The sequence below is a fragment of the Stutzerimonas stutzeri genome (genome assembly GCF_000590475.1).
GTDB classification, from domain to species: domain Bacteria; phylum Pseudomonadota; class Gammaproteobacteria; order Pseudomonadales; family Pseudomonadaceae; genus Stutzerimonas; species Stutzerimonas stutzeri_D.
Window position 1 is genome coordinate 2,232,007 of the sequence record NZ_CP007441.1, and the last position, 15,463, is coordinate 2,247,469.

15 protein-coding genes are annotated in these 15,463 nt (G+C 61.5%); 5 read left to right on the forward strand and 10 right to left on the reverse strand.

What is annotated here, in order from left to right; all coding sequences use genetic code 11:
* Positions 1 to 42 precede the first annotated feature (42 nt).
* From CH92_RS22025 to CH92_RS22030, 3 genes are read left to right on the forward strand one after another with little or no spacing between them, the layout of a single operon-like run.
* Positions 43 to 213, forward strand: coding sequence for a hypothetical protein (locus CH92_RS22025; protein ID WP_158491120.1), 171 nt, complete (start codon positions 43 to 45; stop codon positions 211 to 213).
* Positions 210 to 980 (forward strand): 3-hydroxybutyrate dehydrogenase, encoded by a 771-nt coding sequence (locus CH92_RS10420; protein ID WP_025241718.1) that lies wholly within the window; start codon positions 210 to 212, stop codon positions 978 to 980. Before CH92_RS22025 ends, CH92_RS10420 begins: the two co-directional genes overlap by 4 nt.
* Positions 977 to 1,147 carry a hypothetical protein gene (locus CH92_RS22030; protein WP_158491121.1) on the forward strand — a complete coding sequence of 57 codons (171 nt, stop codon included), beginning with the start codon at positions 977 to 979 and terminating at the stop codon, positions 1,145 to 1,147. The genes CH92_RS10420 and CH92_RS22030 overlap by 4 nt, the downstream gene beginning before the upstream one ends.
* A gap of 106 nt (positions 1,148 to 1,253) precedes the next feature.
* Here CH92_RS22030 and CH92_RS10425 read toward each other — a convergent pair whose 3' ends face one another.
* From CH92_RS10425 to CH92_RS10440, 4 genes are all read right to left on the reverse strand, one after another.
* Complete coding sequence (locus CH92_RS10425) at positions 1,254 to 2,738, reverse strand: sigma-54 interaction domain-containing protein (RefSeq protein WP_025241719.1); 1,485 nt, start codon at positions 2,736 to 2,738, stop codon at positions 1,254 to 1,256.
* Positions 2,739 to 3,019: 281 nt separating this feature from the next.
* The gene (locus CH92_RS10430; RefSeq protein WP_025241720.1) at positions 3,020 to 4,387 is read right to left on the reverse strand and encodes a TRAP transporter large permease; all 1,368 of its coding nucleotides are present in this window, start codon (positions 4,385 to 4,387) and stop codon (positions 3,020 to 3,022) included.
* A gap of 16 nt (positions 4,388 to 4,403) precedes the next feature.
* On the reverse strand, positions 4,404 to 5,018 hold the full coding sequence (locus CH92_RS10435) for a TRAP transporter small permease subunit (protein ID WP_025241721.1): 615 nt from the start codon (positions 5,016 to 5,018) through the stop codon (positions 4,404 to 4,406).
* 214 nt (positions 5,019 to 5,232) lie between these two features.
* Positions 5,233 to 6,318, reverse strand: coding sequence for a TRAP transporter substrate-binding protein (locus CH92_RS10440; RefSeq protein WP_025241722.1), 1,086 nt, complete (start codon positions 6,316 to 6,318; stop codon positions 5,233 to 5,235).
* A 401-nt stretch (positions 6,319 to 6,719) separates the two neighbouring features.
* On the opposite strand from CH92_RS10440, the gene CH92_RS10445 reads away from it, so the two are divergent.
* On the forward strand, positions 6,720 to 7,793 hold the full coding sequence (locus CH92_RS10445) for a M28 family peptidase (protein WP_025241723.1): 1,074 nt from the start codon (positions 6,720 to 6,722) through the stop codon (positions 7,791 to 7,793).
* A gap of 140 nt (positions 7,794 to 7,933) precedes the next feature.
* Here CH92_RS10445 and CH92_RS10450 read toward each other — a convergent pair whose 3' ends face one another.
* The 4 genes from CH92_RS10450 to CH92_RS10465 all read right to left on the reverse strand — a co-directional run bounded on the left by CH92_RS10450 (position 7,934) and on the right by CH92_RS10465 (position 10,738).
* Positions 7,934 to 8,329: a MerR family transcriptional regulator gene (locus CH92_RS10450; RefSeq protein WP_025241724.1), complete on the reverse strand. Its 396-nt coding sequence runs from the start codon at positions 8,327 to 8,329 to the stop codon at positions 7,934 to 7,936.
* A 129-nt stretch (positions 8,330 to 8,458) separates the two neighbouring features.
* Positions 8,459 to 9,085 carry a CoA transferase subunit B gene (locus CH92_RS10455; protein WP_025241725.1) on the reverse strand — a complete coding sequence of 209 codons (627 nt, stop codon included), beginning with the start codon at positions 9,083 to 9,085 and terminating at the stop codon, positions 8,459 to 8,461.
* A gap of 2 nt (positions 9,086 to 9,087) precedes the next feature.
* Positions 9,088 to 9,783, reverse strand: coding sequence for a CoA transferase subunit A (locus CH92_RS10460; RefSeq protein ID WP_025241726.1), 696 nt, complete (start codon positions 9,781 to 9,783; stop codon positions 9,088 to 9,090).
* Between the two features lie 40 nt (positions 9,784 to 9,823).
* Complete coding sequence (locus CH92_RS10465; RefSeq protein WP_272868125.1) at positions 9,824 to 10,738, reverse strand: hydroxymethylglutaryl-CoA lyase; 915 nt, start codon at positions 10,736 to 10,738, stop codon at positions 9,824 to 9,826.
* Positions 10,739 to 10,914: 176 nt separating this feature from the next.
* On the opposite strand from CH92_RS10465, the gene CH92_RS10470 reads away from it, so the two are divergent.
* Positions 10,915 to 12,537, forward strand: a complete 1,623-nt coding sequence (locus CH92_RS10470; RefSeq protein WP_025241728.1) for a methyl-accepting chemotaxis protein — start codon at positions 10,915 to 10,917, stop codon at positions 12,535 to 12,537.
* A gap of 197 nt (positions 12,538 to 12,734) precedes the next feature.
* Here CH92_RS10470 and CH92_RS10475 read toward each other — a convergent pair whose 3' ends face one another.
* Positions 12,735 to 14,645: an acetyl/propionyl/methylcrotonyl-CoA carboxylase subunit alpha gene (locus CH92_RS10475; RefSeq protein ID WP_025241729.1), complete on the reverse strand. Its 1,911-nt coding sequence runs from the start codon at positions 14,643 to 14,645 to the stop codon at positions 12,735 to 12,737.
* Complete coding sequence (locus CH92_RS10480; protein WP_025241730.1) at positions 14,642 to 15,445, reverse strand: gamma-carboxygeranoyl-CoA hydratase; 804 nt, start codon at positions 15,443 to 15,445, stop codon at positions 14,642 to 14,644. The genes CH92_RS10475 and CH92_RS10480 overlap by 4 nt, the downstream gene beginning before the upstream one ends.
* Positions 15,446 to 15,463 lie beyond the last annotated feature (18 nt).

Consider the following 15,463-nt stretch of genomic DNA (forward strand, 5'->3'; position numbering starts at 1 on the left):
CCGACTGGCGCGCGGGACGACTAGAACAATAAGGAAAACCGCATGAATGCCTTACTGGAACTTCCCGCAGGAGCGATCGCCGGCCTTGTGCCGTCCCGCTTTGTCATCGCCCCGAACAGCGCCCTTCGCCGCAGCCGCTATTCTGATCGTCAGCAAGGTGCCTTCTGCGCCGACGCTCTGACCGTCACTCGTCGCTATCGGAGACAGACATGATTTTGAACGGCAAAACCGCCCTGGTCACCGGTTCGACCAGTGGCATTGGCTTGGGCATCGCATGCAAGCTGGCGGAGGCGGGCGCCAGCGTGATGCTCAACGGTTTCGGCGATGTGGAGGCCGCTATCGCTCGGGTGTCAATGTACGGCACGCGCGTCTTGCATCACCCAGCCGATGTATCCGATGCCGAACAGATCGGCGACATGATCAGCCAGACCGAACGTGACTTTGGCACCCTTGACGTGTTGGTCAACAACGCCGGAATTCAGCATGTTGCGCCGGTCGAGCATTTCCCGGTCGAGCGCTGGAATAGCATCATTGCCATCAATCTATCCTCGGTATTCCACACCATGCGCCTGGCGTTGCCGGGCATGCGTGAGCGCAATTGGGGGCGGATCATCAACATATCCTCGGTGCACGGTCTGGTGGCCTCGGCACAGAAGGCCGCGTACGTGGCCGCCAAGCATGGTGTGATCGGGCTGACCAAAACGGTCGCGTTGGAAACCGCAACCACTGGTATCACCTGCAACGCGCTTTGCCCCGGCTGGGTGCTGACGCCACTGGTGCAGCAGCAGATCGATAGCAAGGCCCAAGTTCATGGCGACCCGAGCCGAGCCACCCGTGAGTTGCTGATGGAGAAACAGCCCTCGCTGGATTTCGTCACACCGGAGGAGCTGGGTGATCTGGCGCTGTTTCTTTGCAGCGACGCAGCCCGGCAGGTGCGCGGAGCGGCCTGGAATGTCGATGGCGGGTGGTTGGCGCAATGATCGAATACACCGGCGAAACCCATGGCTGCCGTCGCCACAAACTTCGCGGATTCAGGCGAATCCATATGGCCGGATCGTGCCTGCGCTCCTGCATGGGCACGCCCCTGGAGTGCATTGCGCTGGACGAAGGTCCGGTGAGCAATGCGTATGAGGCTCTGCAGGGCTAAAACAACCGAAAGTAGCGGTGGGCCGGCAACATACAAGTGATGGCGCGGTGAGGCTCGAACTCACAGCTGTGATGCGCCGCGCCGTCCGAGTGGCTATCGCAACGACCTACCGCTCGCTCAATCCATGCAATTGAAGCTTGGAATACAGGCTGGCGCGTGAAATACCCAGCTCCACAGCGGCGCGGCGGCGATTGCCTTTGCAGGCGCGCAGCGCGTGTTGCAGCGCTCGGCGTTCGGCCTGAGCAACGCTTTCAGCCAGTAGCTGCAGCGGCGAGTCTTCCAGCATCGGCAGTTCGACGGCGGGCATTACCGGCTCTGTCAGCGGTGCGGCCCGGTGGGACTGTTCGCCAAGCAAGGGCAATAGATGCCTCGGCTCCAGAGGCTGACCGTCAGCGTTCAGCTGCGCGCGTTCCAGCAGGTTGCTCAGCTCACGTACGTTACCGCGCCAGGGTTGGCCGCAGAGCAGCGCCACGGCTTCAGCGGTGAGCTCCATCGGCGCCTGGCCGGATCGGTTGGCAATGTCGTCGAGCAGATGTTCGACGAGGGCCGGGATGTCGCTGCCGCGTTCACGCAGTGACGGCACCTTGAGTGCGAGCACATTGAGCCGGTAGTAGAGATCGTCGCGAAATTGCCCGGCCGCGACCTTGGCTTCCAGATCAATATGGGTCGCCGCGATCACCCGCACGTTGAGCGGTTTGACTTGGTTGGAGCCGAGCGGCTCGATTTCCTGCTCTTGCAGCACCCTCAGTAGCTTTGCCTGCAGGGCCAATGGCAGATCGCCAATTTCATCGAGGAACAGGGTCCCGCCATTGGCGACTTCGAACTTGCCGATTCGTGCTTTGCGATCGGCGCCGGTAAAGGCGCCAGGGGCTGTACCGAAGAGTTCTGCCTCCACCAGGGTTTCGGGAATGGCCGCGACGTTGACCGCGACAAAAGGGCCATTGGCACGCGGTGACAGGTTGTGGATGCCCTGGGCCAGCAGTTCCTTGCCGGTCCCGGTCTCGCCGCGGATCAATACTGTAGCGTCGAGCTGGGCAGCACGGCGCGCCTGTCGCTTGACCTCTCCGGCGGCGGCGCTGGTGCCGATGAAACCGGCGATGGTGTAGCGCGCACGGCGGGCCTTGGCCAGCTCGTTCTGGGTCGCGACCAGTTGCGTCTGCAGGATATTGAATTTGGACATCAGCGGCTTGAGATGCTGCGCCCGGTCGAACAGGACGAACCCCAGCGCCCCGACAAGGGTGCCGTCCTCGTCACGCAGCGGAATGCGGGTCACCACGAAATGCTCGTCGCCGAAGGCCATCAGGTCGAGCATGCTCGGCAGGCCGCTTTCCACCACCTCGCGCAGACGACTGGCTGGCAGAACTTCCTCGATCTCTTTGCCGAGCACGCGGCGCGGATCGCTGATGCCGACCTTCTCGGCATATTTATCATTGATCCAGACAATGCGTGCCTGGCGGTTGACCGCGATGGTGCCTTCGCATTGCGCGTTGAGATGATCGAACAGCAGCGGCATTGCCACCGCGCGAAAACGCTCCGGCGAAACGCCGATAATCAGGCCGTTGTGGTCGAGGTCGTTGCGCGCAATCGCCATGGGTAGAAGGATCCGTTTGGGTTCGGCCGATTATGGAAGGGCCCGGCGACCTTGGACAAGGCAGCCGGTTCGGAGCAACTAGGCTGGAAAAACGTTAGCGAGGCAGGCAGGACAGCGAGTCAAACGGTCGGAGTAGCGGACCGGGCTCGCGTACGAGTTTATTTTTATTTACATGGAGCATGACTCACTTCGTTTGCCCTCCGGGCCGCGCTAAAGCGCGTTAGCCGCAAGCGCCATTCTCAGGCCGATTTCAATGCAATATTGCCAACGCAGGTAGTTTTTTACTGGGCGTACACTTCGTTGGGCAGCCATGTGGCCAACGGCGCGAAAAAGAACACCAGCGCCAGACCGATCAACTGAATCAGGATGTATGGCAGGACGCCGAGATACACGTCCCGCGTGGTCACTTCCGGCGGGCAGACGCCCTTGATGTAGAACAGCGCAAAGCCCACCGGTGGTGTCAGGAACGAGGTCTGCAAGCACAGCGCGAAAAGAATCGCGAACCACAGCGGATCGACGCCCATGGAAAACAGCACCGGCGCCACCAGAGGCAGGATGATCAGAGTGATCTCCACCCAGTCCAGGAAGAATCCCAGCAGGAAGGTGATGAACAGCACCGTCAACAGCACGCCAGTCTGACCGAAGGGCAGACCCGTGAGTGCCGAGCGAATCACATCGTCTCCACCCAGCCCGCGCAGTACGGCTGCAAACACCGTGGCGCCAATGAAGATGCCGAAGATGAAGGCCGAGGTGCGGCTGGTCTGATAGAGCGCCTCCTTGAACACGGCCATGTTCAAGCGACGGCTGCAGGCGGCCATCAGCACTGCCCCGAACGCGCCAACGGCGGAGGCTTCGGTGGTGGTGGCGATGCCGAAGAAAATCGACCCGAGCACGGCGAGGATCAGCACGAAGGGTGGCACCACGGCCCAGAACACATCGATCAGCGCCCCGGCGTCGAGCTTCGAGCGGTTGGCCGGTGCCGGCGCGAAATCCTTCTTCAGCCATGAAACGACGACGATGTAGAGGATGTACATCAGCGCCAGCATCATGCCGGGGATCAGCGCACCCATGAACAGTTTGCCCACCGAGGCCTCGGAGGTGCCGAGGCGGTCGGCCATCAACACCAGCATGATGCTCGGCGGAATAAGGATGCCCAGCGTGCCCACCGAGCAGGCGGTGCCGACCGCCAGACTCTTGTTGTACTTGGCCTGCAGCATCGGACCGATGGACAACATGCCCAGCAGCGCCACCGAGGCGCCGACGATGCCGGTAGAAGCGGCTAGCAGAATGCCCACCAGCACCACGGTCACCGCGTAGCCGCCACGCAACGGGCCGAGCACCCTTACCAGGCTATGCATCAGCCGTTCGGCGATGCCGGAGCGGTCGAGCATGATGCCCATGAAAATGAACAGCGGCAGGGCGACCATCAGCTCATTGGCGACGATGCCGTAGATGCGCGCATCCAGCACGCCGATGGTGCCGTCCCAGGTGAACCAGAGATCGGCATCGAAGTGTTCGACCATCACATGGCCGAATACGGCGAACAGCAGCCCGATGCCGGCCAGCGACCAGGCCACCGGAAAACCAAGCAGCAGAAGCCCCATGAAGGAGGCGAACATGCTGATGACGAGAATTTGTTCCAGACCCATGACTACGGCTACTCCATCAGGGCTGCGAACGGCTGCGGTCGCGGCCATTCGTCGGGGCTGAAAACGCCCGGGGGAAATTGAACAGCAACGTGCTGCAACGCGTGGCCCGTGACAGCAACGCCAGCGCGACCAATGTCATCCCCAGCGGCAACACGCTCTTGAAGATGAAACGGTGCGGCAGGCCGCTCGGCGCCTGCGATCGCTCGTGATGAATGAAAGCCTGGTAGGCGAAGGGAACCAGTGCATCCACCATCAGCAGCACGATCGGCAGTGCCAGGAACAGGATGGCCAGCAGCTCGATGATGGCTTGGCTGCGCAAGGTGAATTTTTCGCGCAGCACATCGACGCGCACATGGTCGTCACGCACCACGGCGTAGGCGAGGGCGAGCATCAATGCCGCACCGAACAGATGCCAGGAAAGCTCCTCCAGCGCGATCGAGCCGCGCGACAGCACAAAGCGGCTGAAGACGTTGGTCAGCACCACCGCCAGCACCAGCAGCCAGATCCAGGCGCTGGCTTCGCCGATAGCGACCAGCACCTTGTCCAGCCAATGGGAGAATTTGTTGTGCGGCAATGCATCCGCCTGGGCGGCGGGCACTGCATCGTCAGGGGAAACGGGAAGAACGGACACGGCCACCTCGTTAATCCGGCACTCGTGAAGAAAAGGCACGACCATGCACCTGCCGTCGGCTCCCTGGTTAGCTAATCAACACGCTCGTACCTGGCGCCTGATCCGCGCTGCGACCACCGATGATGAGTAATCGCAGCGCGCCCAGTTAGGGCTCCAGCATTCGAACGTGATTGACGCACCTGCTGCCCAGGGCACCAGACTCAGCACGCAGCTATTAGTCGTAGTGGTAGTAATCGCGTGGCAGATAGCCCTTGCTGTGCCAGATCGAGTGATGCTTCATGAAATCGCGCTGGCTGGTCAGGACTCGGTTGAATGTCTCGTCACTGGCGGCGAGTTCGTCGAGCACCTCGTTGGTCACGCGTTCAAGCTCGCGCAACACTTCTTCCGGCAGCACCTGAGCCTTTACGCCCTGCTTCTCGTAGTCGCGCAGTGCGGTCGGTTGAGCCCACTCGCTTTCGGCGAAACCCTTGAGCGTGGCGGACTCGCAGCCCATCTCGATCAGCGCCCGGCTCTGTGGCTCAAGCTTGTCCCACACGCCCTTGTTCACCAGCAGGTGGGAGGTGGTCAGCGTCTGGTGCCAGCCCGGCATGATGTAGTTCTTGATGATCTGATCCAGGCCCAGCATCTTGTCGATCGCCGGCTGCGAGAACTCGGTGGCGTCGATGGTCTTGCGTTCCAGCGCCTGATAGATCTCGCCACCTGGGATCATGGTGACCGAGGCGCCGAGCTTCTCCAGCACTTTGCCTCCGATACCGGCAAAGCGGATGCGCAGACCATCGATGTCTTCCAGCTTCTCGATCGGCTTGGCGAACCAGCCGGCGCCTTCCGGGCCGATGATGCTGCACAGCATGGGGTGGATGTTGCGCTTGGCGTAGATCTCTTCGAGCAGCTTCTTGCCGTCGCCCTCGTAGTACCACGCGAGGTAGGCTGGCGGCTCCATATTGAAAGGCGCGCCGGAGTAGAGCGGCAATGCGGGGATAGTGCCCTGGTCGTAACCGATCCATGTGTAGCCGGCCGGATACTTGCCGTTGCTCACCGCATCCATGATCTCGAATGGCGGTACCAGTTCGCCGGGCTCGTAATAACGCAGTTGGATGTCGCCGCCGGAAATCGCCTTGAGCGACTCGGAGAGGTGCTTGACCGGCGTGGTCAGGCCGATGAGATGGGATGGAAAGGCCAACGGCACCTGCCAGCGGATCTTTTCCGCCGCGGTGGCGGTGCCACTGACCAACGTCGCGCTGAGCAGCGTGGTGGCGCCGATCGCGCAGGTGAGACGGGAAAGTTTTTTGGTGATCGACATTACAGTTCCTTTTTTGTTGTTTTGGTATGCAGCCCGGTCGTGCGCCCGGGAAGCGGAATGAGCAGCCGCAGCGAGCTCGTCCCGCCAGGTGCTCTGGCGCGTTGCAGGTATTGCTTAGCAGGTTCTGTGCCTGTGTCGCTGAAGCCCCTGTTTTAGAGCGTTTGAAGGCCAAGATGCGAAAAATTGTGGTCCAGTTGACTGGACACTTGTGCGAGGCCTAAAGCTGGTTGTCCAGAATTCTGGAACTGTGTCTTGTTAACAAGACACAAGACTTGATGGCCGCGTGCTCGCAGCCGTGCTTCGGCACGTCGATTGGGTATGGGAGTCGCGGGCGAGACAAGCTCAGCACGCACCGTCCAGGCCGCGGTCCCATCTAGGTACGAATCGGAACAGGAGGATGCATGTCGATCGATGCGGATTTTTCGTTGCTCGAATCCTTGCTACTTGCCCGTGGGCCCGGCGGCCAGGAAGAAGAGGTCCGTGCAGTATGTCGCGGTGAACTGGAAGCGAGTTGCGACGAGGTGTGGATGGATGCCGCCGATAACCTGGTGGGGTTGATTCGGGCCGCAGGCGTTGCACGCGAAACCGCCCAATCTTGCGCGATCCGGGTGATGGCGCATCAGGATGAAATCGCCATGGTAGTCAAGCGCATCGCTGAGGATGGCCGCCTACAGGTCGTCGCCCTGGGTGGGGCGTTTCCAGTCAATTTCGGCATGTGTCCGGTCGATGTGATGAGTGAAACGGATGTTTTGCCGGGTGTTCTGTCGTTTGGGACCATGCACGGTACTGCTGAATCGACACAGTCGAAGCATATTCTCAGCGGCGATGTGCAGTGGTCGGATGTACATGTGATTACCCGGAGGACTCGGGAGGAGCTGGCGCAGATGGGCGTTCGGCCTGGCTCGCGTGTCGTGGTGAGCCAGCACTGGCGGCGGCCGTTTCGGGTGAACGATGCCATCGCTGCGCATTTTCTGGATGACCGCGCGCCGGTGGTCGCTGCATTGCGCGCGGCCGAACAGCTCGCTCAACGCAAAAGCGAACTCAGGCAGGATGTGTATTTCGTCCTGACCACAAACGAAGAAGAGACCAACTCGGGCGCCCAATACGCCGCAAGAACGCTGCCGGGTGCTGTCTGCATCGCGTTGGAAGTTGGCCCCATAGCCGATGAGTACGGGACCCGGCTCTGCGCCGATCCGATCATCCTGACCGGCGATGAGAAGGGGCTGTACACCAGGTCGATTTCGAACGATTTGCTGGCGGCCGCCGTCCGTTGTGGCTATACACCGCAACCCGCGCTCATGCCAGGATTCGCCTCCGATGCAAGTGCGGTGCTCGGCTCCGGCTCCTCGCCGCGTGCGGGATGCCTGGCCATTCCGACCGAAAATACACACGGCTACGAGTTGATTACCAACGACGCAATTCAGGCCTGTACGCGCACGCTGGTGGCGTACCTGCTGAGTAACGGTGGCGACTGAGCGTATGGCTGGACGCGGTGCTAGTTGGCGCCAGCCCAGATTGGCTGCAGCTCGCTCGATTCGAACGGCTGGCAGGCCGACTACAGATGATCAGGGTTGGCGTAGGGTGTAGCTGCCCGGCCCCAAGGGCTCGGTGGGGCTCAGCCCGCTTCCTTGCTGATGGTGGTTTTCAATGCGGTCAGGCAGCGTTCCTCGGCGGTGTCCAGCTCCAGCTGCATCTGCTGGATATCCAATTGCTGCTGTTCGAGCTGCTGACGGCGTTCGGTAATCATCCCGAGCATGATGTTGAGCTGCTTCTGGTTGCCGGCCTTGGGATCGTAGAGTTCAATCAAGGTCTTGCATTCGGCCAACGAAAAACCGATGCGCTTGCCGCGCAGGATCAGCTTGAGCGCGACGCGATCCTTGGGCGTGTAGATACGCTCCTGACCGCGCCGTTTCGGCGAAAGCATGCCCTGTTCTTCGTAGAAGCGTATGGCGCGAGTGGTGATGTCGAGCTCGTTGGCCAAATCGGAAATGCTGTAGGTCTGCTTTGCCATGTATTTATCCAGTCTAGCTTGTCCACCACGGCTTGATGCGCCGGGCGCGTTTAATACGAGTCGATCGCGAGGCAAGGCTACACGCTACGCTGGCCCGATGCACAGTGGCGCGGGGCCATACAGCATCGCTCAGTGCTGAATCGGGCAGCCAGTGGCGTTCTGAATCTGCTCAAAGCTGACGCCATCAGCCAGCTCGACCAGTTTCAAACCCTGCTCGGTGACATCCAGCACGCCCAGGTCGGTAATAATCCGGTCCACCACAGCGACGCCCGTCAGTGGCAGGTCGCACTGCTTGATGATCTTGTGCGCGCCCTTCGCGGTGTGCTCCATCAACACCACGACACGCTTGACCCCAGCCACCAGGTCCATCGCGCCGCCCATACCCTTGACCATCTTGCCGGGGATCATCCAATTGGCGAGGTCGCCTTTCTCCGACACCTGCATAGCGCCAAGAATCGCCAGGTTGATATGCCCGCCGCGGATCATGCCGAAGCTCATGGCATTGTCGAAAAAGGCGCTGCCGGGAAGGGCGGTGACGGTCTGCTTGCCCGCATTGATCAGGTCCGGATCGATCTCATCCTCGGTGGGGAAGGGACCGATGCCGAGTAGACCGTTCTCGCTCTGCAACCAGACGTCCATTCCTTCGGGGATATAGTTGGCGACCAGGGTCGGCAGGCCAATACCGAGGTTGACGTAGAAACCGTCCTGCAATTCCTGCGCGGCGCGTTGCGCCATCTGTTCACGTGTCCAGGCCATGATCAGCTCCTCACCGTGCGTTTTTCGATGCGCTTCTCGGCGTTCGGGTTGTGGATGATGCGCTGCACATAGATGCCGGGCAGATGGATCTGGTCGGGGTCCAGCTCACCGGTTGCGACCAGTTCATCGACCTCTACCACGCACACCTTGCCGGCCATTGCGGCGAGCGGGTTGAAGTTGCGCGCGGTTTTGTTGAAAACCAGATTGCCCGCCTTGTCGGCTTTGTAGGCCTTGACCAGAGCGATGTCGGCGGTCAGCGATTCTTCCATGACGTACCACTCGCCATTGAACTGGCGCGTTTCCTTGCCTTCGGCGATCAACGTGCCGTAACCGGTGCGGGTGTAAAAGGCGGGAATGCCCGAGCCGCCGGCGCGGAGCTTCTCGGCCAGGGTGCCCTGTGGAGTGAATTCGAGTTCCAGTTCGCCGGACAGATACTGCCGCTCGAACTCCTTGTTCTCACCCACGTAGGAGGAAATCATCTTGCGCACCTGACGTGACTCCAGCAGCAGGCCGAGGCCGAAGCCGTCGACACCCGCGTTGTTGCTGATCACCGTAAGGTCTTTCTTGCCGGTGTCGCGCAGTGCTTCGATCAGCGCTTCAGGAATACCGCACAGACCGAAGCCGCCGACGGCGAGGGTCATGCCGTCCTCGATCAGGCCTTCGAGTGCCTCTCTAGCGTTGGGATAGATCTTGTTCATGTGAGGCCTCTTGTTCTCATTGATGGGCTGGTCAGCGGTGTCACTGCGCGCTCAGCCGCGCCCGCGCGACGCGTGATCCGTTGGGCCGGCCCAGCGCATCGCTGATCCGTTGCCCGGCAGCGATCAGGGCGTCGAGGCCGATGCCGGTGTCGATGCCCAGGCCGTTCAGCATGTAGAGCACGTCCTCGCTGGCCACGTTGCCGCTGGCGCCCTTGGCGTAGGGGCAGCCACCCAGTCCGGCGACGGAGCTGTCGAAGGTGCAGATGCCTTCCTGCAGGCTGGCATAGATGTTCGCCAGGGCTTGGCCATAGGTGTCGTGAAAGTGTCCGGCGAGCTTGTCTCGCGGCACCTCACGGCTGACCGTCTCGAATAGCTGCCGGGTCTTGCCCGGCGTGCCGGTGCCAATGGTGTCGCCGAGGGAGACCTCGTAGCAGCCCATGCCAAACAGTTCATGGGCAACGTACGCGACGCGTTTGGGGTCGATCTCACCTTCGTAGGGACAGCCCAGCACGCAGGAGACGTAGCCCCGCACCTGAATGCCGTTTTCACGCGCGGCGTGCATGAGCGGGGCGAAGCGCACCAGACTCTCATCGATGGAGCAATTGATGTTTCTCTGCGAAAAAGCTTCGGACGCGGCGCCGAACACAGCCACTTCGCTGACGCCTGCTTCGATGGCCGCTTCCAGGCCTTTAAGGTTCGGCGTCAGCGCTGCGTAGGTCACTCCGGATTTCTGCTTGATCTGCGCAAAGACATCGGCCGAACCGGCCATTTGCGGTACCCACTTGGGCGACACGAAGCTGCCGACCTCGATGTAGCGCAGACCGGCCGCGGTGAGGTCGTCGACCAGGCGTACCTTGTCGGCGACGCTGATGGGCTGCTTTTCGTTCTGCAGGCCATCGCGCGGGCCGACCTCTACCAGGCGCACCCGGCGTGGCATTTCAGCAGTTGTGTTCATTTATCTGTCCTCATGCAAACAAACGAGCCATGCACAGACTCTGGCGCCGGGCATATAGAAGAATCTTTCCAATTAGACGTTGTAGTCATATCTGGGCCTCGGGGCTCAAGTTCATGACCGTGTAGCAGATAAATAGGCATCCCCGGCGTACGCCGTTTGCTCTCCAAAGGATAGCCATGCTCCGCAAACTGAAGATCTCCCATCGCACGCTGTTGTTCTTTGCGCTCGTGGCGGTATTGCTCATAGCAGTTGGACTGTTCAGCCTCATACAAATGGCCGCAATCCGCGAGGCAGGGAGCGAAATCGATTCCGACTGGATGCCCGGCCAGGCGGCAGCCGATGACATGGCGCTGAATTTCGCCCAGGTGCGCGTGGAGTCGCTGCGCCAGCTCGCCTTCAAGGACCCAGAGACTCACCGCAAGAGCAATGAACTGATCGCGGGGGCAATGAATAACATCGGCAAGCTGATGGACACGTACCAAGCGCACGTTACCGCCGACGAAGAAGGCCGGGTTTTCGCCGCCGTCAAAGATGTGTTCGAGCAATACGCTCAAGCGTTGGACGAACGGCAGCGCTTGATTGCCGGAACCCCGAACGAAGCGCAGTTGGCAACGATCAATGCCAAGCTTGGCACCCTCGGTCCGCAGCTCAACGAGACGCTGGGAAAACTCAGGACGTTCAATGAAGAAGGTGCCCATCATGCGGTGCAAGTGGCCACTGCCGTGTACCAGAAAGCGCGTCTGGTGATTGCCGCGGTAATCCTTGCCGCCTTGGTATCTACTGTAGTGCTGGCGCTGATCCTGACCGCCAGTATCGTCAGGCCGATGCGCCGTGCCGTGGTTGTTTCCAACAAGATCGCCAAGGGCGACCTGACCCACGAGGTCGTGATAGACGGCAACGATGAGGCCACCGAGCTGCTGACCTCGCTGAGCGAAATGCAGAACAACCTGCGCACCATCATCGGTCAGATCAACGATTCGGCCCACGTGTTGACCACCTCGGCGGAGGAAATGACGGCCGTCATGCTGGACAGTACCGAGGGCTTGCACCGGCAGAATGATCAGATCGAACAGGCGGCCACTGCAGTGAACGAAATGACCTGTGCGGTGGAAGAGGTGGCCAGCAATGCCGTTTCGACCTCCGAGGCGTCGCGTGCGTCCAGCGAGTCGGCGCAGCAAGGTCGCATTCAACTGGATGACGCGATTGCCTCGATTCAGGCCCTGGCCGCCGACGTGCTCAGCGCCTCGGGGCGCGCCGGAGACCTGGCTGACCAGACCCATAACATTACTCGCGTACTCGATGTGATCCGTGCCGTGGCCGAGCAGACCAACCTGCTGGCCCTGAACGCTGCCATCGAAGCTGCGCGCGCTGGCGATGCCGGAAGAGGATTTGCGGTGGTGGCGGATGAAGTCCGCGCACTGGCGAAACGTACCGGTGAATCGACTCAGGAAATCGAGTCGATGATCGGCAACATCAAGCAAGGGACTGGTCTGACAGTCGATGCGCTGCAACAGAGCGCATCGCGCGCTCAAAGCACGCTTGAAAAGGCAGAAGCAGCCGGCGTCGCGCTGGTTCGCATCGCCGAGACAGTGGCCGGTATCAATGAGCGCAATCTGGTGATCGCCAGCGCGTCCGAAGAACAGGCTCAGGTTGCCCGTGAAATCGATCGGAATCTGGTGAGTATCCGCGATCTGTCGGTCCAGACCTCCGCAGGTGCGCAGCAGACGAGTATCGCGACCCAGGAGCTTACGGGGCTGGCGGTGAATTTGAACGCGCTGGTACGCCGCTTCCGCATGTAGCCGCAGCCCAGTACTTATCACTTCGTAGAAGCGAGGGCGAGTCAGCCCTCGCTCGCGAACCAGGCCGCTCCGGGAGACGCATCCCTGACCAAGCTCTCGCCTACTAGGAACAGTCTCGAAGTGCGTCCGGCGGTCATATCGACGTTTGGACGAGACAGGCAGGCCGTGCGTGAAATGCCAGCCGCCAGCGGCCAGCATCACTCAAGCTCTACCAATGTAGCGCCTTCGCTGATCATCTCGCCTTCGGCGCAATAAACGGCTTTCACCACGCCCGCTTCTGCAGCGCGGATGCTGTGCTCCATCTTCATTGCTTCCAGCACGATCAGCGTTGCCCCAGCTTCGACGCTTTGCCCGGCCTCGACCAGTACGCGAACGATGCTGCCATTCATGGGTGCCGTCAGGCCGCCGTGGTGATGGTGGCTGGCTTCTGCTTCGGCGATGGGGTCAAAGGCGGTTACCGCGTGAAGCTCGCCGTCCCATTCGAGGTAGAGCGTGCGGCCTTGGCGAATCGCCTTCGGCGTGCGTACCCCACCAGCGGCGGGCTCACGCTGGCTGATCGGCTCATCCACCCGTACCAGGCGGTTTTCACCGTTGCACGTCAGGTGCACGCCGATTCGTGCCGGCATCCCGAAGCGCAGACCGTTACGATTCGACCAGGGCGAATGGGCGTCATCGCCGCGCACCTTGGCCGGCTCGGTCTCGACGTAGAGCTTGGCAGCCAGCTGCCAGAATGCATCCGCCAGTTCACCTGGCTTGCGCATCAGTTCGGTTTCGTGGCGGGGAATGAAACCCGTATCCAGTTCCGCCGCAGCGAAGGCAGGACGCCCAACCACACGACGCAGGAAAGCCAGGTTGGTGCGCACGCCGCCGACGCAGGTTTCGCCGAGCATGGCCAACAGCCGCAGGCGCGCCTCTTCGCGGTTTTCGCCCCAAGCGATCAGCTTGCCGAGCATGGGATCGTAGAACGGCGAAACCGTATCGCCTTCGGCCACGCCGCTGTCGATCCGGCGGCCCGGGCCTGACGCCGATTCGCGGTAAAGGTCCAGAGTGCCGGTGGCGGGCAGAAAGTCGTTGTCAGGATCTTCGGCATACAGCCGGACTTCGATGGCGTGGCCATTCAGCGGTACTCGATCTTGGGTGATCGGCAGCGGCTCGCCTCGAGCAACACGGATCTGCCAGGCCACCAGGTCAAGGCCAGTGATGGCTTCGGTAACCGGATGCTCGACTTGCAGGCGGGTGTTCATTTCCATAAAGAAGAACTCGCCGCGCGCATCCAGCAGAAATTCCACCGTGCCGGCGCCGACGTAGCCGATGGCCTGCGCCGCCTTGACCGCCGCTTCGCCCATCGCCTGGCGCAGCGCGGGGGAGAGGCCTGGCGCTGGAGCCTCTTCGACCACTTTTTGGTGACGGCGTTGGATCGAACAGTCGCGTTCGTTGAGGTACAGGCAGTTGCCGTGCTGATCGGCGAATACCTGAATTTCCACATGGCGCGGCTTTAGCACGTACTTCTCGACCAGCATGCGCGAATCACCGAACGAGGACTGCGCTTCGCGCTGGGCCGATTGCAGCGCCTCGGCGAGATCCGCTTCGCGCTCCACGACCTTCATGCCTTTGCCGCCACCGCCGGCGGTGGCCTTGAGCAGCACCGGATAGCCGATCCTTTCCGCCGCGACGCGGAAGGTTTCCACATCCTGCGCTTCGCCGTGATAGCCCGGTACCAGCGGCACGCCGGCTTTTTCCATCAAGGCCTTGGCGGCGGACTTGCTGCCCATGGCGTCGATGGCCGAGGCGGGCGGGCCGAGGAAAATCAGCCCGGCATCTTCAATGGCGCGGGCGAAATCGGCATTCTCCGAGAGAAAGCCGTAGCCCGGGTGAATCGCCTGCGCGCCGCTGGTTTTAGCGGCGGCGATCAGCTTGTCGATCATCAGATAGCTTTCGGCGGGCTTGGCACCGCCAAGAGCAACGCGGATATCGGCCTCACGGGCATGGCGGGCATCACAGTCGATGGCGCTATGCACGGCGACGGTGGTCAGGCCCATGGTCTTGGCGGTGCGCATCACGCGGCAGGCAATTTCGCCGCGGTTGGCCACCAGGAGGGTGGTTATCATTGTTGTGGCTCCTGCATCCAATTCGGTTTGCGCTTCTCCAAGAAGGCATTCAAGCCCTCCTGGCCCTCAGGGCTGACGCGGATACGGGCGATGGCGTTTTCGGTGTAACGCCGCAGGGCAGGGCTTACCGACGCGCTGCTGGCTTCGCGCATCAGGTCCTTGCTGGCGCGCATGGCCTGCGGGCTGTTCAGCAGGAGCGTGTCGATCCAGCCGCAGAGGTTGTCGTCCAACGCCTCGGCTGCATAGGTTTCCGACAGCAGGCCAAGCTCGCGTGCGCGCTCGCCGCTGAAGCGTTCGCCGGTCATCGAGTAGCGGCGCGTGGCCCGCTCGCCGATGGCCTTGACCACGAAGGGGCTGATCACCGCTGGCGCGAGGCCGATGCGCACTTCGGACAATGAAATTTGCGCATCAGCGGCGCCGATTGCCATGTCGCAGCAGGCGATCAACCCGACGGCGCCGCCAAAGGCCGCGCCTTGCACGACTGCAAGCGTCGGCAGCTTCAAGTGGTACAGGCTGTACATCATTTCTGCCAGCTCACGGGCGTCGGTGAGGTTGGCATCGAAGTCCAGCTTCGCCGATTGCTGCATCCAGGCCAGATCCGCCCCCGCGCAGAGATGCTTGCCGCGCCCGCGCAGCAGCAGGAAGCGCAGGTTCTTGTCCGACTGCACCTGATCGATGGCGAGCACCAGCTCACGGATCATCTCGGCGTTGAAGGCGTTGTTTTTTTCCGGACGGTCGAGCCAGAGCGTGGCGAAGCCGCGCGGGTCCTTTTCCAGTTGTACGGTGGTGAAATCGGTCATGACGGCAAATCCTCGATC

Coding starts and splice junctions, on each gene's coding strand:
- CH92_RS22025 (WP_158491120.1), top strand. CDS start 43: ATGAATGCCTTACTGGAACTTCCCGCAGGAGCGATCGCCGGCCTTGTG.
- CH92_RS10420 (WP_025241718.1), top strand. CDS start 210: ATGATTTTGAACGGCAAAACCGCCCTGGTCACCGGTTCGACCAGTGGC.
- CH92_RS22030 (WP_158491121.1), top strand. CDS start 977: ATGATCGAATACACCGGCGAAACCCATGGCTGCCGTCGCCACAAACTT.
- CH92_RS10425 (WP_025241719.1), bottom strand. CDS start 2,738: ATGGCGATTGCGCGCAACGACCTCGACCACAACGGCCTGATTATCGGC.
- CH92_RS10430 (WP_025241720.1), bottom strand. CDS start 4,387: ATGGGTCTGGAACAAATTCTCGTCATCAGCATGTTCGCCTCCTTCATG.
- CH92_RS10440 (WP_025241722.1), bottom strand. CDS start 6,318: ATGTCGATCACCAAAAAACTTTCCCGTCTCACCTGCGCGATCGGCGCC.
- CH92_RS10445 (WP_025241723.1), top strand. CDS start 6,720: ATGTCGATCGATGCGGATTTTTCGTTGCTCGAATCCTTGCTACTTGCC.
- CH92_RS10450 (WP_025241724.1), bottom strand. CDS start 8,329: ATGGCAAAGCAGACCTACAGCATTTCCGATTTGGCCAACGAGCTCGAC.
- CH92_RS10455 (WP_025241725.1), bottom strand. CDS start 9,085: ATGGCCTGGACACGTGAACAGATGGCGCAACGCGCCGCGCAGGAATTG.
- CH92_RS10460 (WP_025241726.1), bottom strand. CDS start 9,783: ATGAACAAGATCTATCCCAACGCTAGAGAGGCACTCGAAGGCCTGATC.
- CH92_RS10465 (WP_272868125.1), bottom strand. CDS start 10,738: ATGAACACAACTGCTGAAATGCCACGCCGGGTGCGCCTGGTAGAGGTC.
- CH92_RS10470 (WP_025241728.1), top strand. CDS start 10,915: ATGCTCCGCAAACTGAAGATCTCCCATCGCACGCTGTTGTTCTTTGCG.
- CH92_RS10475 (WP_025241729.1), bottom strand. CDS start 14,645: ATGATAACCACCCTCCTGGTGGCCAACCGCGGCGAAATTGCCTGCCGC.
- CH92_RS10480 (WP_025241730.1), bottom strand. CDS start 15,445: ATGACCGATTTCACCACCGTACAACTGGAAAAGGACCCGCGCGGCTTC.